This is a genomic window from Parendozoicomonas sp. 2304DJ65-17 (assembly GCF_058148445.1).
Genome location: NZ_JBYVJV010000002.1, coordinates 126,506 through 148,568, shown reverse-complemented (window position 1 = coordinate 148,568; position 22,063 = coordinate 126,506). Strand labels below are relative to the sequence as shown.

At 46.8% G+C, this 22,063-nt stretch carries 16 protein-coding genes; 3 read left to right on the top strand and 13 right to left on the bottom strand.

The features are described 5' to 3' along the window. Window positions 1-111 precede the first annotated feature (111 nt). The 8 genes from ACY2RR_RS05735 to ACY2RR_RS05700 form a co-directional block, all read right to left on the bottom strand. Complete coding sequence (locus ACY2RR_RS05735; RefSeq protein ID WP_490107180.1) at window positions 112-2,235, bottom strand: site-2 protease family protein; 2,124 nt, start codon at window positions 2,233-2,235, stop codon at window positions 112-114. After that, entirely contained in the window at window positions 2,236-3,663 is a 1,428-nt protein-coding gene (locus tag ACY2RR_RS05730; RefSeq protein WP_490107179.1) for an efflux RND transporter periplasmic adaptor subunit, read from the bottom strand. Further along, window positions 3,608-4,360 carry an efflux RND transporter periplasmic adaptor subunit gene (locus ACY2RR_RS05725; RefSeq protein WP_490107178.1) on the bottom strand — a complete coding sequence of 251 codons (753 nt, stop codon included), beginning with the start codon at window positions 4,358-4,360 and terminating at the stop codon, window positions 3,608-3,610. Before ACY2RR_RS05725 ends, ACY2RR_RS05730 begins: the two co-directional genes overlap by 56 nt. Window positions 4,361-4,363: 3 nt before the next feature. Beyond that, on the bottom strand, window positions 4,364-5,851 hold the full coding sequence (locus ACY2RR_RS05720) for a TolC family protein (RefSeq protein ID WP_490107177.1): 1,488 nt from the start codon (window positions 5,849-5,851) through the stop codon (window positions 4,364-4,366). Between the two features lie 40 nt (window positions 5,852-5,891). Continuing rightward, entirely contained in the window at window positions 5,892-11,381 is a 5,490-nt protein-coding gene (locus ACY2RR_RS05715; protein ID WP_490107176.1) for a DUF4347 domain-containing protein, read from the bottom strand. A gap of 302 nt (window positions 11,382-11,683) precedes the next feature. Further along, entirely contained in the window at window positions 11,684-12,229 is a 546-nt protein-coding gene (locus ACY2RR_RS05710; RefSeq protein ID WP_490107175.1) for a phage tail protein, read from the bottom strand. Window positions 12,230-12,243: 14 nt separating this feature from the next. Next, on the bottom strand, window positions 12,244-12,768 hold the full coding sequence (locus ACY2RR_RS05705; protein WP_490107174.1) for a phage tail protein: 525 nt from the start codon (window positions 12,766-12,768) through the stop codon (window positions 12,244-12,246). Window positions 12,769-12,785: 17 nt separating this feature from the next. Continuing rightward, on the bottom strand, window positions 12,786-13,331 hold the full coding sequence (locus ACY2RR_RS05700) for a phage tail protein (protein WP_490107173.1): 546 nt from the start codon (window positions 13,329-13,331) through the stop codon (window positions 12,786-12,788). A gap of 97 nt (window positions 13,332-13,428) precedes the next feature. On the opposite strand from ACY2RR_RS05700, the gene ACY2RR_RS05695 reads away from it, so the two are divergent. Beyond that, window positions 13,429-13,917 (top strand): GNAT family N-acetyltransferase, encoded by a 489-nt coding sequence (locus ACY2RR_RS05695; RefSeq protein ID WP_490107172.1) that lies wholly within the window; start codon window positions 13,429-13,431, stop codon window positions 13,915-13,917. Window positions 13,918-13,933: 16 nt separating this feature from the next. Here the strand turns inward: ACY2RR_RS05695 and ACY2RR_RS05690 are convergent, their stop codons facing one another. Then, window positions 13,934-14,239 (bottom strand): DUF6916 family protein, encoded by a 306-nt coding sequence (locus tag ACY2RR_RS05690; protein ID WP_490107171.1) that lies wholly within the window; start codon window positions 14,237-14,239, stop codon window positions 13,934-13,936. Between the two features lie 242 nt (window positions 14,240-14,481). Here ACY2RR_RS05690 and ACY2RR_RS05685 point away from each other — a divergent pair, with 242 nt between their 5' ends. Beyond that, window positions 14,482-16,065, top strand: a complete 1,584-nt coding sequence (locus ACY2RR_RS05685) for an aspartyl/asparaginyl beta-hydroxylase domain-containing protein (RefSeq protein WP_490107170.1) — start codon at window positions 14,482-14,484, stop codon at window positions 16,063-16,065. A 98-nt stretch (window positions 16,066-16,163) separates the two neighbouring features. After that, complete coding sequence (locus ACY2RR_RS05680; protein ID WP_490107169.1) at window positions 16,164-16,607, top strand: pilin; 444 nt, start codon at window positions 16,164-16,166, stop codon at window positions 16,605-16,607. Between the two features lie 59 nt (window positions 16,608-16,666). On the opposite strand, the gene ACY2RR_RS05675 is transcribed toward ACY2RR_RS05680, so the two are convergent. Genes ACY2RR_RS05675 through flhA form a run of 4 tightly spaced genes read right to left on the bottom strand, consistent with a single transcriptional unit; the run spans window position 16,667 to window position 22,032 of the window. After that, window positions 16,667-17,185 (bottom strand): PqiC family protein, encoded by a 519-nt coding sequence (locus ACY2RR_RS05675; RefSeq protein ID WP_490107168.1) that lies wholly within the window; start codon window positions 17,183-17,185, stop codon window positions 16,667-16,669. 4 nt (window positions 17,186-17,189) lie between these two features. Then, window positions 17,190-18,821, bottom strand: coding sequence for an intermembrane transport protein PqiB (gene pqiB, locus ACY2RR_RS05670; protein ID WP_490107167.1), 1,632 nt, complete (start codon window positions 18,819-18,821; stop codon window positions 17,190-17,192). Further along, complete coding sequence (locus ACY2RR_RS05665) at window positions 18,818-19,945, bottom strand: paraquat-inducible protein A (RefSeq protein WP_490107166.1); 1,128 nt, start codon at window positions 19,943-19,945, stop codon at window positions 18,818-18,820. Before ACY2RR_RS05665 ends, pqiB begins: the two co-directional genes overlap by 4 nt. Window positions 19,946-19,953: 8 nt before the next feature. Beyond that, complete coding sequence (gene flhA, locus ACY2RR_RS05660) at window positions 19,954-22,032, bottom strand: flagellar biosynthesis protein FlhA (protein WP_490107878.1); 2,079 nt, start codon at window positions 22,030-22,032, stop codon at window positions 19,954-19,956. Window positions 22,033-22,063: the final 31 nt, after the last annotated feature.

Sequence of the window (22,063 nt, the reverse complement as noted above, 5' to 3'; positions counted from 1 at the left end):
ATTTGCATTGTCGACAAGAAATAAAACCTTTTAAATAAGTTTCAGCTCCTTATCAGCCATTAAAGTTTTGGAATTCATTGGGACAATAAATGTCCAGAAGAAAGAGTCTGTTTAAAAACCCAGCTCACGAATCAATACAGCCCATATCCGTACCAAGATTGAGTAGCCAAGGCTCTCACCCTCAACATTAAGATGAAGGCTTCCCGTTAATACTCTATTAACGGATATTGGCTCAAAGGGTTGTAACTCCACCTTATAATAACTTTGCTGCAATACAGCTTCTCCCGCAGCACTTATATTGACAGCAAGCGGACCGCCAAAATCTGAACTCAAGTAAAGTTGATCAAGTTTGTTATCTGAAGTAGGACTGATCTGAACGAGGCGCACAGTAAAGTCCGGCAGTGTTAAATCATCGGGATAAAAAGTCCCAGATTGCCCGGGCATTAGCCTTGCCAGATTTTTTGCTTCTACATAAGCATCAATTCTGGTGTTTTTATTCTGAACAATTCTCATGAGAGGTGTGCGTCTGTCCACCCACAACCCATTCCTTATCCACGGGGAAGTAAACGTCACCACACCTTGAAATGGAGCCTTAATCTTCAGCAGTTGTAACCTTGCCTCAATGCCCGCGAGCTTTTCCTTTAGAGTAATAAGCCGACTTCGAAAAACCTGAGCTGACTGACTGTAGGTTTGACTGGAGGCCTCTCTCAACAATAGTTTCTGCACTAAAGAAATTTGAAGCCGAATGCTTTTGGCTTCCTGCTGAAGATCAGGGTTATCCAATATCAACAGAGTATCCCCGGCGTTCACACTCTGCCCATCCCGCACAAGGATTTCCTGTATTTTGTTGTTTTGACCTGGTGAATAAATCTCAGTGACCTGATCCTCAACCGCTACAGCTGGCAGCCTTAACCTGGAATCCAAGGGAATAAACAACAGCGCAGCAATAAATCCTGCAGCCAAGCTTGTTCGAGCAACAGCAGAGCGTAACTGAATTCTTTGGCGGTTTTGCCACCAGAACTTCAATTCACGGGCTACTGGCAAAACAATGAACCAGACGATTTCTATCAGGAAAAGTGCAATGCCAAGAACTTTGAAGAAAAAGTGATAAACCAAAAGAGCAATCGCCAAGAACAAAAAGAACCTGTAGACCCACGTACAATAGGCATAAATTAATAACTTGCGCCTATCTGCTGTAGAAAAGTGCTCAGGCTCTTTTTCGTCAAAGCGCAACAGCCATTGTCTCAACTGCCACCGGGCCAGTCTGAAAGAACGATTCTGCAAATTCTCAATCTGCCAGTAATCTGCCAACAGATAATATCCATCGAATCTCATTAATGGGTTTGCATTCACCATCAAGCTAGTTAACCAGGTAACGGCCGCCAGCATAAATAAAGCACTGCGTGCAGGGCCTTCCTCCATAAAAGACCAAAGTAAGGTGGCTAAACAGGCAATTGCCATTTCAACCAAGATGCCCGCTGAACCTATCATCAACCTTGGTTTTCTTGTGCTCAAACGCCAGGCATCAGTTGTATCGCTGTACAACACCGGAAACATCACCAGAAATGCCACACCCATCGTAGGAACGCGGCAGCCGTAGTACTTAGCCGCAACCCCATGCCCCAGTTCGTGACAGATTTTTACCAGTACCAGCCCAGCAATAAACCAGAGGGAGCTTTCAAATGTTAGAAAACCTCCTGCTGTGTGTAGAAAAGTGTCCCATTGCCTCAGAGTTAAAATCAGGCCGACAGCCCCCAGAGCTAGAAAAAACACCAAGGTTCGAACACTCAACAGTGGCTGAAGATTGTTTGTCAGCCAGGTAAGAAAACTATCGGGCCTGACCAGTGGAATACGAAAGAAAAGATAGCCGTGAATCACCTGAGAAAACCAGGATTGTTTACTCTGCTTGCGGTGTTGAATCAATGTTTCCAGCTGTTGAGAGTTATCGGCTACCAACAGATGGTTAGATGCCAGAAAGTACACAAGCTCGGAAATAGCTTCATCACTTATATAAGCGCCTCTGGACTGCTCCATTGTTGTTTGAAGTTCAACCACAGAACCGGCTGCCCAGTGAGATAGAAGCTGAAAGCTCTGTTGGCTTATTCGAAAATACTGATTTCTCAAGGGGTCATAAATGGACCAGCGCATATCCGGATCAGCGGTTATACCACCATCAACCAATTCAAGGTCTGGCCTAAGCTGTGGCAGGGGCAAATGCTCGGCTGACTCGATCACTCACACACCCAACCATTGTCTTAAATAAGCCAATGGACGTCGAAACAGATAAAAGAACAGCGTTGACTCCTCACCATAGAGTTTAGCTACGCCTTTCAGGCCAATTCTTGGGAGCTGCTCTCCATCATTAAAGGAAGCTTTTAAGCGATAGGATAAAATAGAGTCATCATCAGGCTGAGCTTCGTAGGAGGCATAGTCGAGCTGGCCAAACAAAGCCTGTAAGGGCTGAGTATCCAGATACAGTTCTACTTCCGTTCCTGGCTCAAGGGAAATAGCATCCCGAACTGACAAATCGATACTCATCGACACCTGTCGTGGATCGGCCAGATAAAGGATATGTTCCCCCACCTGCACCGGCTTGCCACGCCAGTCATTCTGGTCCCTGAATATAACAATGCCATCCTGCTCAGCTATCAGGCGACTCCTTTCCAGTAGCTGCTGGGAATAACTAAACTCAGACTGTTTCAGCTCTACCCGAGCCTGCTGTTCAGCAACCAATGCTGCAGAACGAACATCAGTAAATGCTCCTTGTCTGGATTTACGCAGTTCTGCCTGAGCCACAGCTAACTCATCACGGGCAACTGAAACACGGGTTTGCAGTTCTGTATCCTCAAACTCAACCAATACCTGACCAGCCGTTACCCATTGATTGGGTTCAACCAGAATATCCCTGATAACTCCGTTCAAAGGAGCAGTAAAAGCGAAAGGTTTTTCAGCAACAATTTCTGTGGGAGCAAGAACTGACAGCCTGACCGGAAAAAACATCGCCGCAGCAAATGCGACAAGAATAACCCAGCGTACAGGTTTCGATTTCATCCTGCTCAGCAAGCCAGGCTGCGGTAATAGAGCCTGCCAGGCATGGGCCATGGTTTCTGCAATATGATCAGCTAACGTCTGTTCATGGCTGCCGAAAGGTGATCGCTCCTCCAGCAGGAGTGCTCCCAGCTGTTTGCCTTCAGGATGGATAATGGGAACCCACAACACATCGCCGGATATGGCGGGGTTACTATCAGTATCTTTTACAGAAACGATTTTAAAACACTCATCCAGAGTAAAGGATTTTGCATTGGGTTGTCCGCCTTGCCCATGAATCGCGTTGGCTAGTTGTTCCATAGCCAGGCTGGCAGGCGAAAGCCGATCAACATTTGCAAGACCGCTGACAGCTGTGATCTTCAGTTGGTCATCATCACAACGAAACAGAGTGGCTTTATGGCAGGGAATCATTGCCATAATCCTGTTCACCAGAGTCAGTTCCAGAGTAGCTTTATCTGTTGCTTTTCTCAGAGCTTTTTCTAATTCCAGCAATCGCAGATAAGGTTCAATGATTGCTTTACTGTCTGGCACTCTGACTTTGCCCTGTACTCTGACTGCTTCAGTTTCCAGAATGGGAATCCTTTGCCAGGGGATTATCGAATAAGGCTGATCCACTCATACCGGCCACCAGCTTTTTATCACTTGTTTGTAATTGCCCAACAGCTCTGATTGTCTGACTGACGGCATCAACCCGGGCACCAAGACGCATAATTTCACCCTGATATTCCATACCGGTTTCATCAACTCTGAACAAAAAAGGATGTCCGGCTTCCAACCATTGGAGCCAGCGAGAAGGGATAATCAGGTTAACCTGTAAATGATTGTCGTCCTGCAACCAGATCAAATCAGAGCCCACTGTCACATGCTCGAAAGAGTTAATCTGAACTTCCACAACACGACCACTGAACGGTGCAATGACACGACAATGGTCAACCCGATAACGAGCAGACTCAACTTTGGCTTCCAGTTTTTTTACATCAAAGCGCGCCAGATCGACTTCCAGCTGACCAACCGACTTCATGTCCAGAAGCTGTTGTTTATTGGTCAACTGAACACGAGCAGCACCTAAATCAGCCTGTTCAGCTTTTAATTCAGCCTTATAAGGCTGGCAGTCATACTGGATCAGCAGATCACCTTTTCTAAAGGCTTCGCCATCATTCACTGTAACTTCTTGGATACGGCCGTTTAACTCACTGCTGATTTTTACTTCACTGACGGGCTCAAGCATGGCCCGAACCGTCAGTGAAGATTCGGCTACAGAAAGGTCTGCAAACAACAGTAACAACAAGCCAGACTGTAAAAAGCGCAACATCTCTTACTTCTCTGCAACCTTCAGCATATTCCAGTGACTCTCACCTTCAGCGAGCGCCGCTGCGAGGGTTTCAATATCATGATCCTGCACTCTTTCAGGCAGTGGATCGGCACCCACTGAAAGATAAACACGACCATAGGCTTCCTGCATATCGGCATAGCTCTGCCCTTGATACAGATCACCGAGTAGTGCGTTGATTTCATATTCAACTGTTTCCATCTCGCTGCCGGAATCACTCTTCATAGAGGCCCTGACTTGCTGCAGCAAGCGGTTTTCAACGTCACGGAGGTGCTTATCTGTACTGTACAAATGTTCCATCTCAGAAAATTCCAGCAGGGAAATCTGAACCTGACTCAAGACAGCAATATTCAGCGCTAAACGGCGAGTGTCGACCACTTTTGCCTGAGCCTCAGCCAGACCTACCCTTTGTTTCAGGGTAATAATGTCCATCAGGTTGCCGGAAATAATGGCGCTGAAATCAAACCAGTCTTTGTTCTTGTTGTATTTGTTACTGTCGTAGTTGTAAGTAGTGCTGAGATTCAGCGATGGCATAAGGCTCGCCATAACCCGCTTTACCTCAACGGCAGAAATGCGGTCGTGATACCGTTCTTCGCGAAGCTCAGGCCGCTGCAATAGTGCAAGCTGTTCAAGATCCTGAATCGATTGAGCCACTTCTGGTGTATTTAATTCGCCATCAGCCAACGTAAACTGTGTACCGGGAGGAAGGCTCATGAGAGCAGCCAGTTCAGATTTGGCGCTGATCAGACCTCTCTTCACTTCATAGAGTTTTTTCTGGCTGTTCAGGAGTCTGTGCTGATATTTCAGGCTCTCCAAAGGAGACTTCAAACCCAGGTTTTCAATATTGCGGGCAGTCTCCAGAGATTTCTCTATACGGTTCATCAAAGGATCGAGGTTTTTTAGAACCTTTTGAGCGGTAAGAGCTCGCCAGTAAGCACCACGAACGTCCTGAATAATGTTGTGAATAACCTTGCGGCGTCGTTCATCAACAATAACCAGCCGATCCGCCTGCTGTTTGGCTCGATAATAAGAAACGCCAAAATCAAGCATGTTCCAGGAAATACCCAGATCCGCAACTCTTCTGTTACGTTCCTGAGACGTAGAAACCTGAAGGCTTTCCTCACCTGTTACCAGAGATCGTGAACTGGCTCCCGACTGATTATCCCGGCCACGGTAGCCTGCGTTGTAAACCAGTTGAGGCAGCATATCGAGCTGGGCAACATCCAGCATGTCGTAAGCCAACGCCTCTTCCATAAGTTTTAAACGATGGTCAAGGTTGTATTTAATAGCTCTGGCCATGGCCTGATGCAGGGTCAGCGGCGCAGAGATCGTCTCCTGACCGGAGTACAATGACAGCTGGTCATCCTTGATTTGCTTTTGCTGTTCCTGATCAGAAATAACCATAGGTTTGACAGAACAGGCTGCCAGAAAAATGGTTGCGCTGAGCACCGATAACTTGAATCCTGAATGCATGGTGTTCACTCCCTAACCCAATGCAATAATTAATAATTATTTATTGTTGTTTTAAAGCGGATAAAGCAGCTTCTAACTGCAGAATTTCCTGTTTTTCTTTTAACAGGGCCTGAGACATCTGCTCCTGAAAACCACCCTGCCCTTGTTCATTATCTTCATTGTTCTGCTGGCTGGTTTCTGAGTCGGACTCCTGAGCACCTTCATCACCCAAATCGTCTTCGCTGGAAAGGTCACTGTTACCCAGTTTTAATTCAGATACTTGGTCGGACTGAACAATATCTAAATCTAAAGTATCAATAATCCGACCGTCCTCATCAGAGCCTTCTGCCGGCACGTCCAAGGTTGAAAGCGATGATCCATAACGTGCATTAAGAGCTTGTAGCTGGTTAAACAAACCCTGAACAGCCAAATCATTAGAAAACGTACGACTATGGGTTATCAGCCCCCCCTCAGACGACAACCCTGAAGCCTGACTCCCAATACCGACTCCAATATCACTCGACGGAGACTCCGGTGTATTCCCGCTACTGGCATCCAAGTTAAATTCAGCAGGGGTATCAATAGGATCTGGAATAGCAAGCTCTGGCGCAGATGGCTCTGGTGAAAACTGCTGAATTTCAGCTGCAACAGGTTGAAGTAATACAGGATTAACAAAACCCATATCACTTTGTTCATCAGCCCCCAGAATGGTCACTGTGGCAGTCGCCGTACTGCCATCACTGGCAGTAAAGACTATTTGATCCGTCAGGGTTTCCCCAGCAGTTAATTGTTGTACGGCAGATTGATCCAGAACATATTGCCAGGTACCCGAAGTCAGAGTGAAAAACCCGTAACCACTATCACCCTGAGTGGCAGTCTGATCAGCAAAGAATGGGCTTTCACCTGTATCAACATCATTAATCAACAAGGTTCCTGTCGCCATCACCGGATCATCGCCAACATCACCCTCTTCGACTGATCCAGATAAAGTACCACTAATAACAGAGGCATCATCACGACCTGTAATTGTTATCTGCAGTTCTGCTGTATCTGTTCCACCATTGCTATCACTGATGGTGTAAGTGAAAGTGTCCGTGACCGTGCTGCCAGAACCAGAGCCCGGCAGAGCATTTGTCAAAGACTGGTTTGTTGCATAGGAATAGCTACCATCAGCATTGAGCGTAAGAACTCCATACTCACCAGTCAGACTGGTGCCGACAGTTCCGGACACACCTGTGCCCATCTCGGTTCCTGTACGAATTCCGGTAACTGTAAGAGTGTTATTATCACCGTCGGTATCATTGCTATTGATAACACCATTGGTCTGACTAACAGTAAGGGTGCTCTCTTCTGCAACAGTACCAGTGTCGTTCAAGGCTACAGGTGCAGTATTGGCAGGAACGCCAGATAGCTCAATATTATCAACCCTGAGCGTTCCAGCCCCACTCGAAGCGTCATAACCGAATATTCTCAGTGTTACGGTCGATTGGTCATTAATAGCTGCCAGCCCTACCAGATCTAACGTAACTGTTGAGAAAGAATCAGTCACTGTGGTTTCAGTGGTAGGCAGATTGGTGAAGTCTGTGCCATTTATACTGTAGGCAAGCTGGATATTCTGGGAGCCGGTTGCAGATCGTTTGACATCCAGACTGAGTGAAAAGGCACTGTAGTCAGTTAAATCTACATTGAGATCAACATGATCTCCTGTTGCCGGAGAATTACCTAATGCCCAGCTGCTGTGATTCCAGCCGTAATCTCCAAGAGTGTCACCAGCAACAAATGATCCTGCACCAAGATTTGAACCTTCAGACAAACTGGCGCTGTCCAGCAGGTTAATTGAAGGCGTCAGGTTCTGGTTATCAAAATTCCACTGTGCCAGAACCTGAGGTGCATTAGTGACAGTTACTTTACTGGCTTCACCTGCTGAAGACGCATCACCATCATTCACAGAAACAGTGACTGTCCGCTCTCCTGCAGTCACTGTTGCCGCACTGTTCTGATAAATAATCTGTTGAATCAGGTTTTGGTAATCCGCTTTTGTCGCAGAGCCTGACAAATTGATTTCTGTGGCAGATGTATAAGTAATCGTGATTCCGCTAACAACAGCGGGGGTACCACTAATTGTCAGGCTCTCACTGGCGCCGTCCAGAACACCTGCCAGATTAATAGTGGCACTTTCAATATGTGTGTCGTCAACATCGGTAATAGTGAAATCAGAATCCACAACACTGGCACCAGCATCCCCCGCAGTAAAACGGTTATGGAATCCTGAAGCACCTAGAGAGCTGTTATCCGGGTCATTGTTAAGAACAGGCACATCATTCACAGCTGCAATATCAATGTTTGCTGTACCCAGAGTCATATCCCCAGAGCCATCACCATCATTAGCGGTAATGGTTAGAGTCACGGCGTTATCACCACTAACGTTGGCAACACCGGTGTATTGGATATTGGAGGCCGTATCCAGGTAAGTATTGATATCTGCGGCAGCACCAACCAAAGTCATAGTCGTGCTGTTCACCAGAGTTTCTGTTACCCCTCCTCCAACACCAGCACCGTCAGCTGGCGTGCTGAAACTTCCCGCAGTAACACTGAGCGTTACGGTAATGGCACTGCTATCAACATCAGCTAAAGTAACAGACGACAGATCAATATTGCTGGCCGTATCCTCAGTCACAGTAATATCAGTGGGGATACCCGTCACGGTGGGGTTATCGTTCACCGATGTAATATCAATATTCACCGTTCCCAGGGCCACATTTCCTGAACCATTACCATCGTTAGCAGTAAGGGTCAGAGTTGCAGCGTCACCACCGCTGACATTGGTCGCGCCGGTGTATCGAATATTGGAGGCTGTATCCAGATAAGTATTGATATCCGCAGCAGCGCCGACCAGAGTGATCGTTGTTGCGTTCACCAGGGTTTCTGTTACGCCACCTCCCACACCAGCACCATCGGCAGGCAGGCTGAAGGTTCCTGCACTGGCAGTGAGTGTAACGGTGAGGTTATCGCCATCCACGTCAGCGAGCGAAACAGCCGACAAATCTAAATTACTGACCGTATCTTCTGTCACAGTCACATCTGTGGGAATACCAGATGCTGAGGGGTTATCGTTTTCACCGGTTATATCAGTATTCACTGTACCCAGAGTCACATTCCCTGAGCCATCACCATCATTAGCGGTAATGGTTAGAGTCGCAGCGTTATCACCACTGACATTGGCAGCACCGGTGTATCGAATATTGGAGGCTGTATCCAGATAAGTATTGATATCTGCAGCAGCGCCGACCAGAGTGATTGTTGTTGGATTCACCAGAGTTTCTGTTACTCCGCCCCCTACACCCGCTCCATCGGCAGGTGCGCTAAAGGTTCCTGCACTGGCAGTGAGCGTAATGGTGAGATTAGCGCTATCTACATCGGAGAGAACAATCGACGACAGATCAATATTGCTGGCCGTATCTTCTGTCACGGTTACATCTGTGGGAATACCCGTCACTGCAGGGTCATCATTCACCGATGTAATATCAATATTCACCGTTCCCAGAACCACATTTCCTGAACCATTACCATCGTTAGCAGTAAGGGTCAGAGTTGCAGCGTCACCACCGCTGACATTGGCCGCGCCGGTGTATCGAATATTGGAGGCCGTATCCAGATAAGTATTGATATCCGCAGCAGCACCGACCAGAGTGATCGTTGTTGCGCTCACCAGGGTTCCTATTACGCCACCTCCCACACCAACACCGTCAGCAGGCATACTGAAAGTTCCGGCACTGGCAGTGAGTGTAAGGGTGATATTATCCCCATCCACATCACTTAGAGTGACGGCGGACAAATCCAGATTACTAAGAGTGTCCTCGGTCACCACTACATCAACAGGAACACCTGTGCCTGAAGGGTTGTCGTTCACAGGTGTGATATCAATATTAACCGTGCCCAGCTGAGGATTTTCAGTGCCATCATTGGCATGGATAGTTAACGTTGCGGCATCACCTCCACTGGCATTAGCAGCACCGGTGTATTGAATATTGGAAGCCGTATCCAGGTAAGTGTTAATGTCTGCCGCACTGCCCTGCAGAGTAATGGTTGTGCTGTTTACCAGATTTTCTACAACCCCGGCTCCTACACCGGCACCATCGGCAGGAGCATTAAAGGTTCCCGCATTCACGCTTAACGTAACTGTAAGCGCATCTCCATCACCATCTACAAAGGTAACAGCCGACAAATCCAGATTACTGGCGGTGTCTTCCATCACAGTGACATCTGAGGGAACCCCACTTGCAGTGGGCGCAGTATTAGCAGGGCCAGTATTGAAAGTGATCTTATCCAACGCCGGTGATTCTGCACCGTTACTGGTAGTGATTGTAAACGAGTTGACAGAAGTCCAATTCAGTACAGCAAGCTCCCCATCATAATTCTCACTACTTCCATCTGCATTCAATGTTGCTGTGGTGTAATTACTTCCTGTACCGCCTGCGGCAAGGAAGGGCGAGAGGGTTAATTGAGTGGAAGTGCTTCTCTCATCTGCATTAGCTACTACAACGCTTACGACATTTACAGCCTGACTAAAAGTGACGGTCAATGTGTTTGCTTCATAGGAAGTTACTACAATCCCACTTAACCCAGCATTATTTGGATCTGTACCGAAATACCCCAAACTGACGGGATACATATCACTAGTGTTACTGGTAACTGTAACAGTGACCCCATCTACCGTTTCTGTAACTTGTGCTTGCCCCCCTGATTGGTTTTCAGCCACGCCATCAAAACCAAAAACGGAATCAGTGAGAGAAAACGCATAATTCTCAGGAGCATTAAATGCCAAGGCGGATTCATCAGATACTGTTCCTGCAGCAGTTTCCAGCTCCCAGTCTCCGCCTGCACCAGTAATATCATCTGAAGCCGCGATATCAGCACCAGTCAGTTCAGCCATTCGATCAATAAATACCTGGCCCTCACTATCACTGCCCACATCGCAGCCATAGAGAAGAATATCTCCCTCCTCATTTAATGACTGCCCAATGGTTTTAAGAACATCCTGCTGTGAATCCAGAGAATCAGCATTAACAGTTTCACCACTTAATGACAAAGAGCCGGCACTGCCGTGGGAAATAATATGTACCGCATCAAGGTTTTGATAACCAGAGAGCACATCTGCAATTTCTGATAAAGAAGCAGAAGAGGAGAGAATATAAACCTGAGCCTGGTCTGAAACACCTGACATCAGAGTTTCATATTCAGGAACGGAAGGGTCAATTAAAACAACCTCTGTCGTTTCACTGGTATTTAAAGATGCAGCTTCAAGCGCTTCAGCAAGTTGATTGCTTTCGGCCTGAGCTAGATCGTTATTATTGCTTGATAACTCTTGAGTTGTTAATTCTGTCAGTACCTCTTCCCCCGTACTGACAATCGCCGCATCCAGCATTATACGGGGTTCAAGAGCAAACCCTGGAGGCGGTGTGACTGCCGAAGAAGATGATGATGAAAGCTGACTATTTTTGTCAGTTTTTTTGAAAGCTCGAATTAACCGATGAACCAGTGAGGCATCCATGCTGCTATCCAATTTATAATTCTATTTTGTCATTTGAAAAGCTTTACTTCCTGCCAATCGCCATCTCGCTGTTCTGTAATACAACGCCAAGATGTGCCTCTATTTCTATGAGGCTGCGATTTAATTACACGACAGATGTGTAATCAGACCAAGAACTACTAGATAGCATATCCTAATTGTGTTTAAAGCCATATACCTTGGCCAGAAAGTCAATATCACCAACTGCAAGATGTCACTTAGCGGCCAAGATTTTTCTCAAAAATCAAAAAGTTCACCACATAGGGGGGCACAATAAAAACAAGTTAATTACGCGAAGGGTACAAACCTTCCATACAGATACAAAAACGAACACTTTGGAATGGTTGTCTGTTTTCGTGTGGAGCGCTTTGCCCCTCGGCACTCAACGCACCATCTTTTAAATACGTACCCATGCTTGAAACAGTGTCGCCGTCTTTCATAAAGAAAGTTTTGCCGCCAGATTTGGCGTCCTTAGCAATCATCAGGTTTTCAGCAGGCGACAGATCATCACCAAATCCATCAACTGTATTGATGTCGTGAGTGTGCGGCGGCAGATGAGCTTCAACCAAGGTCACGTCAGGTACACCACCGAACTCCCCATACATTCTCGGGGTATAACCAGGTGCATTCCCCCAGTGCATTGGGGCACGTGTCTGTAGATTTGGCAGGCCCATGGTTGATCGACCATCACCACCGTAAGTTGCACCAATAATCGAAAACAGCGTGGTATTCTGCGCAATAGGAACAGTCTGCCCATCACAGGCTGCCCAGAAAAGCGGAGCAAAAGTGTAAGGCAGGATACGAACTTCACCAGTAAATGCGTCAGCCATTTTTTAAGCTCCTTTTAATTTCTGCTTGGGTATACGCCAAACAATGCGATGATAAAGCTCAAGCATTGGTACGGCATGATATTAGTGTGAGAAATGCCCTGCCCGATCGAGGTAACACTGCCATGTTTGATCGAGACCATTTCATTACCTGGTGGTGCATAAAGCTTGTCAGAATCGATTTGAGCCCCCATCACCATGCCATTGTTTTCATTAGCATTGCCTTGATTCACACTGGCACTGAGCGTGTGGTTATGGGATGGCATGTGTTGGGTTTGAAGATTGACTCTCTCGACCCCAATACGCTGGCCAATAACTCGCTTGCTGTTGCCCGGGCTTTGGCCTTGATGCAACGGCAGACGGCCACGCATATCTGGCAACGCAAAGCTGGTACGGCCATCGCCGCCATAGGTGGTTCCGATTAAAGAATACAAGGCATCATTGGAGCTGATAGCCATAAGCTGCCCACTACACATTGCCCAACCCCTAGGTGGAAAGTTACCCGCAAACATGCGGATCTCACCAACAAACTGATCACTCATAATGTCTCTCCCTGAGATTAGTTACGCGTTGGAAATAGGCCTTTCATCGCGATACAGAAGCTCACGACAAGAGAAGGCTGCATATTTTCATGGCCAACACTGCTACCGACATTAGATACCGATGCATCATTAAGCGCCTGCAGGTTTTCACCCGCGGTATAAACATCGCCTCCAACAGCCCCTCCTGACGTTGAGGTTGCAAATACGTTGGCCTCAGCGTTTGACCGGTCAGCAAGATCGGTTGTGCCTTTGATAAAGTGCCTGTGCATAGGCATCGTGGTGTCAGTGAGCTTCACGCTTTCAAGGCCACCGATTTGCCCTTGATTGATGGTGGATTGGGTACTAGGTCCATAGAATTCAGAACCTGGATGCACAGGCGTTCGACTGCGAAGATCAGGTAATGCAAATGATGTACGACCATCGCCACCAAAAGTGGTACCTAACAGGCTGTACATGGATTGGTTTTGATTGATTGGCAAAAGTGTTCCATCACAAAACGCCCAGTTGACCGGCGCAAATTTGAAACTGAACATTTTGATTTCGCCAAGAAAAGGTTCGGCCATAACAGGTTCCCTTCCAGTGATTTTGACATGTGTAAATTATCATGTGATCTTTATTTTAAGATCGCCCAACTTCTTCAGTATCAAGTGAGTCTGCAGTATGCATTCGACAGAATGGAATCATCGCGTTTCTCAAAGACAATACACCGATAAAGACCTGCAATTTATGGAACGGCTTTATGGTGCCTCTAGAGAATACGAACTCTCCCAAACAAACTTTACTCCAGCAGAAAAGTCAGCTTTTATCAGCCAACAATTTTGTGCACAAACCAGGCACTACACTGAAAACTACTGCACAGACCACTTTAATATTGTTGATGTTGATGGTGAGCCTGCTGGTCGGCTATTTATTGATTACTGGGAAAACGAAATACGGATAGTGGATATCGCTATCCTGCCCAGTTTTCAAAAACACGGCCTTGGCAGCTATTTAATAAAAGAAGTCTTCAAAACTGCTTCTCAATACAACAAGCCCGTTACTATTCATGTCGAGTTCCAGAACCCGGCACGCCACCTTTACGAACGCCTCGGATTTGAATATAAAAACAAGACCGACGACGTTTACTTGTTAATGCAGTGGACTCCCTGAGGGATAAGCCACCAAATCAGGCAATATCCTTATCAGGATGAATTTTTCTATTAATAATTACTTCGTATTCTGTTTCGCTTTTCGGTGATGCAAATAATGAAGCCTTACCAAGAGAGTAGTGGTCAAAATGGTAAGTTCCCTGTGGCATATGAAAAGAGTTATCACCACGAAGGATGGTTGAAAAGGCTTCCCACTCGCTGCCATGCATAGAGGAAGTGGAAACACTTTCAACTGTTAAACTTCTCTGGGCACCAGAGTCATCAGAAACTTTAATATTGTCACCGACAATTTCTAGCAGGTTGCTGTAGTTATATTTTTCCATAAAAGCTAAAACCTGACGTCTGACGTGTATAAAACTGTAATTTAAATATAATCACTAGCCAAGCTTACAATAGATAAAAAACAATTTCGTTACACTAAAAGCGAAACACGCATTAAATTGCACGTTCATAAATGTATATTTTATCTCTCGTATTCATCAGCTTTTGATGACTTAGCAATAATGCAAAACGATCACTCCGAAAAATACGAGACCAGGGCATGCCAACTGACGAGTTACTATTCATGGATACATTTATTCCAGATACTCTCTTCAAAAAACTACATATCGCCATCACTGATTTTGTAACCATGCAAAAGGAGCTGATCAGCCTTGAAGAACACGCAAACTGGGTAGATCACGCCAACAATAATAACTATCTGGGGAAATGGCGGATTCTTCCGCTTAGAGGGTTAGCAAGTAATTCTGATGAACACCCTATTTTACAGGCGATGCAAATCTCATCAGAAAACCCAGAGCAATACATTAATTTCAAGGTTATGGAGCATACCCCTGCTTTAGCTTCCTTTTTGGAAGAACTACGCTGCGGTGTGCTATCAGCCCGTTTGATGACTCTGGAGCCCGGGGCATCCATTGGAGAGCATTGCGACCATGGTTTGTGTTTTTCTAAAGGGCAGGTACGACTGCATCTTTGCCTGACAAGCAATGAAAAAACGCTATTCACCGTAGGAGGTGAAACCCTTTCTATAAGTGAAGGTGAGTTCTGGTATATCAATGCCGATAAACTACACGCTGTAGTTAATGATGGAGATAGCAGCCGTACTCATCTGGTTATTGATTGCCTGAGCAATGACTGGTTGCAAAACCTTATTGGACTTCCCAATTCAATCAGCCTGGCTCATCTTGACGATGCTCAACGACAACTCTGGTTGAAAGGTATTGCCAAAACCATGCTGGCACACCCATACCTCCCTCATGGAGATATTCGTAGAGCAGCACAGGCATTGGCCCATGGGTTGGCGGAATATCTGGAGATTGATCTCCAACCTTGCGTTCATATTGATGATGGTTTCAGTCTGACGGAAACTGGCAAGGCCATTTCCATTCTGAGTGCAGCTAAATGTGCAGAAGAGTATTTGCGGACAGCGCGCTTTATTCTTGGGATCCATAACGCTATCAAAGACAAACTCAACAATCAGAGCAGTGTCTCCATTCTGTATGCTGGCACAGGTCCCTTCGCCACTCTATTACTGCCCCTGCTACCTTTACTCCAACAGGAACAGATAACCATTACTTTTCTGGATATCCATCAGCAGTCACTGGATAACCTACAGCAACTGCTGGCTCTATTTAATTTAAACAACATTGACTACAAACTGGTTTGCGCTGACGCCAGCCTGTGGCAACCAGAAGAAACCTTCGACATTATCATTTCTGAAACCATGAAAGCGGCTCTTGCCGAGGAATGCCAGGTTAGTATTTTTAAAAACCTGTTCACTTCCCTGAATAAAGAAGGGGTAATGATTCCAGAATCTGTGTCATTAGATGCTTATGCCACAATCAACTCCTTTGCTCCCAGAAAGCTCGGACAGCTATGCAATCTTTCATACAATAGCGTGAGAGAGCTCAGCGAGGGGAACCTTGAAGCTCTTAACCAGACATTTGAACTTGACTCGACTAACGCTATTGACGCTGTTGTTATTGAAACTCACATAAAGGTTTATGACGACATAGAGCTAACCAAAAACCAATGCAGCCTCAACCTTCCAGTCACAGTCGAGAACGGCTCCTCCAAGCCAGCTAAAGCAATAGAATTGAGATATCAGTTTGGAAAAATCCCTGGATTTCAAATAGTTAACATCAACTAATCAAGAGCTAAGGGCAAAAACAGCCAAATTGAAACCCTGAGATGCTGGCCTATCCTTAACTGGAATAGAGAAATGGATTTCCAATAGGACAGCACAATATGGTATCAACAAGGCGCTCATCGGGCTTCACACTTATCGAGCTGATGATTGTGGTTGCCATCATCGGTATTCTGGCGGCCGTAGCCATACCCGCCTACCAGGATTACACCAAACGAGCTTACGTAGCTGAGGGAATTAACCTTGCCTCAGGAGCGAAGGCATCTGTTGTTGAATACTATGCATCTCAAGGTGCATGGCCCAGCTCTAACGCAATGGCAGGATTAGCTCCAAGGGATGACTTTGGAGCAGCTAGTGTTGCCGTGGCCTATATAGAAGTACAAAACAATGGTGTGGTAGTTATCGACTATCAGGATTCAACTATGGGGGTGGACGCCCAGGTTCACTTCACTCCTTCGGATACTGGTGGAGAAATCAGCTGGACATGCACCGGCCACAGAAATTTCGATACAAACAAGAAATACCTTCCTGCCAACTGCCGTTAAACGCAGAATCAAGCCAGCAAGAAATCAAAACAGCCTTCGATTTCTTGCTGGAAAAGCATCTACAGTTTTTCTGCAATATTCTCAGCTAGCTGCTTCACAAGATTCGACACACTCCCAACCATATCTGCATAGTTTGACGTGCCAGTACTCTTCACGAAGTTAAAGGGATACCGTTTCTTCTGCCCCGATAGATCAGCCGTGAATTCGCCGGCCATCTGGACCTGCCCATCTGGCTTAAAGTTCAGGCGACGAATAAGCACATTCACATCTGCACTCTTTCCTTCACTTGCAGGCAATACTTGCCCCAACTCTTGTCTCAATGCGGCGGTCAGGGCTGTGTCGAGTGGCTCGGCCCAGAGATAGTTATCACTGAACTGAACTCTGTTGTCTCCGGTTGAAATAGCAAGCTGCGGCTGCTGCAGATAGGAAGAGACTTTGACATCAAGCTTTCCTAAATAACCCTGCTCCTGATGAACAGAATGAGTAGGTTGATCCAGTAACAGATAAACAGGAGCCTGAGTCTTGGAGGCACAGCCAGCCAGAATCAATAAGGCGATCACCCATGATTTATTCAACATCGTATTACTCCCGAACCGGCTCAGGGTCCTGCCCTGGAGTCCTGCCAAAAATCAGTGTATTGGGTTGCTGGTTTACCTGTTTCACTAGGGGCTGTAACTGCCAGATCAGTGTTTTCAACTGGTCCAGTGTATCTCTCAGCTCTCCATAAACTTCACCATCTTCAGAATATCCCTCCAGCATTTTTCGGGCTGCGTCCATAGTGTCGTTTATATTTTCTGGCACTTGTTTGGTGCTGCTGGAGCCAAGAAGCTCCTCTGCCCGTGCCAGAGTGTTTTGCAGTTCATTCAGGGTTTTCTCCAGCGGCAAGGCGTTGAGCTTGACTAGCAGGCTACTGACCTGATCACTAATCTGAGACAAACCAGCCTTCTCTGTTGGGATTACGGGGTATCCCTGATACTCCTTCATTTTCACAGGTGATTTGGATGTATCAGCCCGAAAATCCATATCAACATACAGACTACCTGTTAGCAGGTTGCCGGATTCCAAAGAGGCACGTAAACCTTTATCAGCAGTGAGCTGCATATCTGCAATCAGCTCCTCTTTTGATATTTTCTGACGGGTGCTGTTAAAACGTTCAGGCTGAATAGTAATAACAACAGGAATGGCCCAGTTTTCATCACCAATGACATCATCCATCAGGTCATAAGCTATACGCTCAACAACTCCAATCTGAATCCCTCGGTAATCAACGGCAGCACCTGGCAGCAAACCTCTTACCGGCTCATCGAAGAGAAGAACGAAATCAACCCCACCGATGTACTCTCGTTCATTAATACTGGAATAATCTGCATATAACCGATAGAGATGGTTGTTCTGAACAGCCTTGCCGGGAGGTGTGCCCGCTGGCGTGGTAAAAGCAATACCCCCACTGATAAGAGATTCAATACTTCCGGTTCTTAATTGAATACCACTAGCCCCCGCCTTTAGATCAAAACCACTTGTGTTCCAAAAACGGGTCTGGTCAGTAACCAGATCACTATAGGGAGCGTTAATAAAAAGCTGGTATCGAATCTGTCGGGTTTTCAGGTCAAAGCCGATGTCTTCTAACTGCCCGACCCGAAAGCCACTGTAAAGCACAGGGTCTCCAACACTCAGGGAACCCGCTTCCTTACTGTAAAGTGAGACTCTCAGGCCGGCGGCATTAAGGTCTGAAACCGGAGGGGCTTCATCACCCGTAAATATCTCTTTGGTCAGTTTCTCCTTCCCCGGACTCATTTCGATATAAGTACCAGACAACAGTGTACTTAACCCTGAAACACCACCAGCAGAAACTCTTGGCCGAACAATCCAGAACCGGCTGTCATCATGCACCAGACCTTTACTCTCAGCTGTCATCTGCACAGTGGCTTTTACACCATTCAGCTCTTTATTGAGCCGAACAGACGTCACCTGCCCGACAACAACACTGCGGTATTTCACTTGTGTCTTGCCAGCTTCAATACCATCAGCGGTTTCAAAACTAATAGTGACCTGTGGCCCAAGGCTGGAGTAGTAACTCCATAACATCCAGCCTCCAATCAATAACGCAATCAACGGCAGAACCCACAATACAGAAACTCTGCGCCCGGTCTCTATCCTTGCCTCTGCAACACCTGTTTCATTATCAGGGGATGCAGCACCTACATTTTGCTTCAAACTGTTTTCCTTTGGTTGTCAGCCCAGATAAGACGTGGATCAAAACACTCAGCCGCCAACATGGTTAGCACAACAACCGCAAGGAATGCGTACACGGCTGGGCCTACGTAAAACGCAACAATGTTGTTGAACTGAACGAGCGACACCAGCATGGCAACCACAAAAACATCAATCATTGACCAGCGCCCGAAGAACTCGGTTAAACGATAAATAGTTGTTCGTTCCCGTTGTCGCCCTTCCATCCCGAACTGCACACTGAAAAACAGATAAGTAAGGGCAAGTATTTTGGCGACAGGAACAAAAATACTGGCAATAAAAATAACGCTGGCGACCGGATAAGACCCCATACCCCACAGTACAATCACACCATCCAGAATCGTGCTGGGATAAGTCTGCCCAACACTTGTTGTAATGGTGATTGGGAGAACGTTGGCAGGAATAAAACAGATGGCCGCTGTGAATAACAAAGCCCAGCAACGTTGCAACATGGCTTTTGGATCACTGAGAGGTTCGCTGTGATATTCCGATTCCTGATCCAGCCACTCTTCCAACTGATGATGATCAAGACTGGATAGCGCACCAACCAGACAGATACAAAAACCACTGTAAGCAATAAACGACAATCCCGGGTAAACACTGGCCATAGAAGAAAGCTTCACCAGTGACACAAGCACACCGATCAGAAACACATCCGCCATATTCCAGTTGATAAACCACTCCAATACATGGCCAACCCACGCGCTGTGAGCTGGAGCTTTATGTGTCCATCGAAACAGCAGCAGAAAATAAACAATGAGAAGCAGAAGTACGGCAGGCAAAACCAGAACCATCAGCCCTATAACCAAAGCCAGAAACTCATAGCCCTGCTCCCAGACAGTTTCCATGCCGGAAAGCAACGACATATTCTGAATACGCCCGGCAATTTCCAGAGAAAGAAAAGGGAATGCTGCTGAGAGTATCAGCATCACCAGTCCCGCAAGAGCACAACCAAGCCCTCGATCAGAGAAACCGGGGCGATAACTGACAAGAACTCCATCGCAACGGGAACAGAGTGCGCGATACCGGCCAGCAACAGGGTTAACCTGCTGCTCAAGCCCGCATTCATGGCAGGTCTTTAAATGCATAACCTGAATTACCCCAGATTCAATGCCACATCGACCTGACGATCATCAGGTATTTCACTGTAAGACAGCACTTTCAAACCGGGTGCGCACAGCCGGGCAAAGCGAGCCATAAGTGGTCGTAGCTGCGGAGCCACCAGAAGAATAGGAGCCTTGCCCCGATCCTGCATCTTACGAGTCACATCCGGCATGTGCTGTTGCAGTTGCTGGGTAATATTGGGCTCAAGAGGAATAGCATCAGGCGCAAACTGCCCACCGGCCTGCAATGTTTTCTGGTGAGCCTGAAGTAGTAGTTGCTCCAACCCTTGAGCCAGAGTAATCACCGGGATCATGGCTTCCATGCCCACAATGCCATCAATAATGGTTCTGCGAAGAGCCACCCGAACTTCCTGCGCCAACAGAACTGGCTGGGTCTGTTTTCCGGCAGCTTCCAGCAATGCACCACTGATAGTTCGAATATCAGTGAGGGGTACATCATCCAGCAACAACTGCTGGAGAACCTTACGCAAAGTGGTGAGGTTCATTTTCCCGGGAATCAATTCTTCAGCCAGCTTGGGAGCCAGAGATGCCAACTTATCCACAAGTTTCTGGGTTTCATCAAAACCCAGAAGCTCATGGGCATTGTCGTCCATCACCTTACTGATATGAGTTGCCATAACAGTTGCCGGATCAACAACAGTCCAACCCAGAGCCACAGCATTGTCCCGATCGGTTTTATCAATCCAGATAGCAGGCAACCCATAAGCAGGATCAGTGGCCTTGGTTCCCTTAGGTTCACCAAATACACGACCGGGATTTAACGCCATAAGTTTGTCAGGGAAGACTGTTCCCTCACTGACAGCAACACCTAACAGAGATATACGGTAACCAGTAGACGACAATTTAAGGTTGTCCCGAATATGAACAGTTGGCACCAGAAAACCGAGTTTGGTAGACAGACTCTTCCGAATACCTTTGATCCGATCCAACAGTTCGCCACCACGCTTACGATCTACCTGACTGATCAACCGATAACCCAGCTCCAAACCAAGAACATCAATAACCGGAACATCTTCCCAGGACAGATCTTTTCGTTCTTCTTTGGGCGCTCCGGGAAGAGCTTCGGTCATATCCTTCTTTCGGGTTTCCTTCTCTTTCTTTTCTGTAGACGCTTTATGCATCAACCAGGCAACACCACCGGCAACACTGCCTAACCCCAGAAATGCCATGTGGGGCATACCGGGCACAATACCCATGATAATCAGTACCGCAGCAGTAACAGTCAGGGCTTTGGGGGAAGCAAACATCTGACCGTGAATCTGGGCACCCATATCTTCAGCATCAGAAACACGGGTAACCATAATTGCTGCGGTAGTTGAGAGCAGCAGGGAAGGAATCTGAGCTACCAGACCATCACCAATAGTCAGCAGAGAATAAACTTCGAAGGCTTCGCCAAACTTCAAGCCATGTTGCATGGTGCCAATCATCACACCACCGATAATGTTGATCGCCAGAATCATCAAACCGGCAACAGCATCACCTCGCACAAACTTACTGGCACCATCCATCGCACCGTAAAAGTCAGCTTCCTGACGAACTTCTTCCCGGCGCTTGCGGGCTGTGTCCTGATCAATCAATCCGGCATTCAAATCCGCATCAATAGCCATCTGTTTACCGGGCATGGCATCCAGAGTAAATCGTGCTGTTACTTCCGATATACGACCACCGCCCTTGGTTACAACCACAAAGTTGATAATCACCAGAATGGCAAACACAACAATACCAACAACATAGTTACCGCCGATAACCACATTACCAAACGCTTCAATCACCTTACCGGCAGCATCACCACCCTGATGGCCGTAAAGCAAAACCACACGGGTAGAAGCCACGTTCAAGGCCAGACGCATCAACGTTGCTATCAACAGAATGGTAGGAAAAACCCGGAACTCCAGCGGCCGCAGGGTGTACACCGCTACCAGCAAAACAATCAGAGACAAAGCAATGTTAAAGGTGAACAGCATATCCAGCAGGAACGGCGGCAGCTGCAATGTCACCATTCCCAGCATGGCCAGGAGCAACAGGGGCGTACCGGCGTATTTTCTGGCCATCAGTGCCCAGCCAGCATTTGTTTGCGTTGAA

Bases quoted from the DNA above. Each gene is read 5' to 3' on its own strand.
- ACY2RR_RS05725 (WP_490107178.1), bottom strand. From the start codon at position 4,360: ATGTTGCGCTTTTTACAGTCTGGCTTGTTGTTACTGTTGTTTGCAGAC.
- ACY2RR_RS05720 (WP_490107177.1), bottom strand. From the start codon at position 5,851: ATGCATTCAGGATTCAAGTTATCGGTGCTCAGCGCAACCATTTTTCTG.
- ACY2RR_RS05715 (WP_490107176.1), bottom strand. From the start codon at position 11,381: ATGGATGCCTCACTGGTTCATCGGTTAATTCGAGCTTTCAAAAAAACT.
- ACY2RR_RS05710 (WP_490107175.1), bottom strand. From the start codon at position 12,229: ATGGCTGACGCATTTACTGGTGAAGTTCGTATCCTGCCTTACACTTTT.
- ACY2RR_RS05705 (WP_490107174.1), bottom strand. From the start codon at position 12,768: ATGAGTGATCAGTTTGTTGGTGAGATCCGCATGTTTGCGGGTAACTTT.
- ACY2RR_RS05700 (WP_490107173.1), bottom strand. From the start codon at position 13,331: ATGGCCGAACCTTTTCTTGGCGAAATCAAAATGTTCAGTTTCAAATTT.
- ACY2RR_RS05695 (WP_490107172.1), top strand. From the start codon at position 13,429: ATGCATTCGACAGAATGGAATCATCGCGTTTCTCAAAGACAATACACC.
- ACY2RR_RS05690 (WP_490107171.1), bottom strand. From the start codon at position 14,239: ATGGAAAAATATAACTACAGCAACCTGCTAGAAATTGTCGGTGACAAT.
- ACY2RR_RS05685 (WP_490107170.1), top strand. From the start codon at position 14,482: ATGGATACATTTATTCCAGATACTCTCTTCAAAAAACTACATATCGCC.
- ACY2RR_RS05680 (WP_490107169.1), top strand. From the start codon at position 16,164: ATGGTATCAACAAGGCGCTCATCGGGCTTCACACTTATCGAGCTGATG.
- ACY2RR_RS05675 (WP_490107168.1), bottom strand. From the start codon at position 17,185: ATGTTGAATAAATCATGGGTGATCGCCTTATTGATTCTGGCTGGCTGT.
- ACY2RR_RS05665 (WP_490107166.1), bottom strand. From the start codon at position 19,945: ATGCATTTAAAGACCTGCCATGAATGCGGGCTTGAGCAGCAGGTTAAC.
- flhA (WP_490107878.1), bottom strand. From the start codon at position 22,032: ATGGCCAGAAAATACGCCGGTACGCCCCTGTTGCTCCTGGCCATGCTG.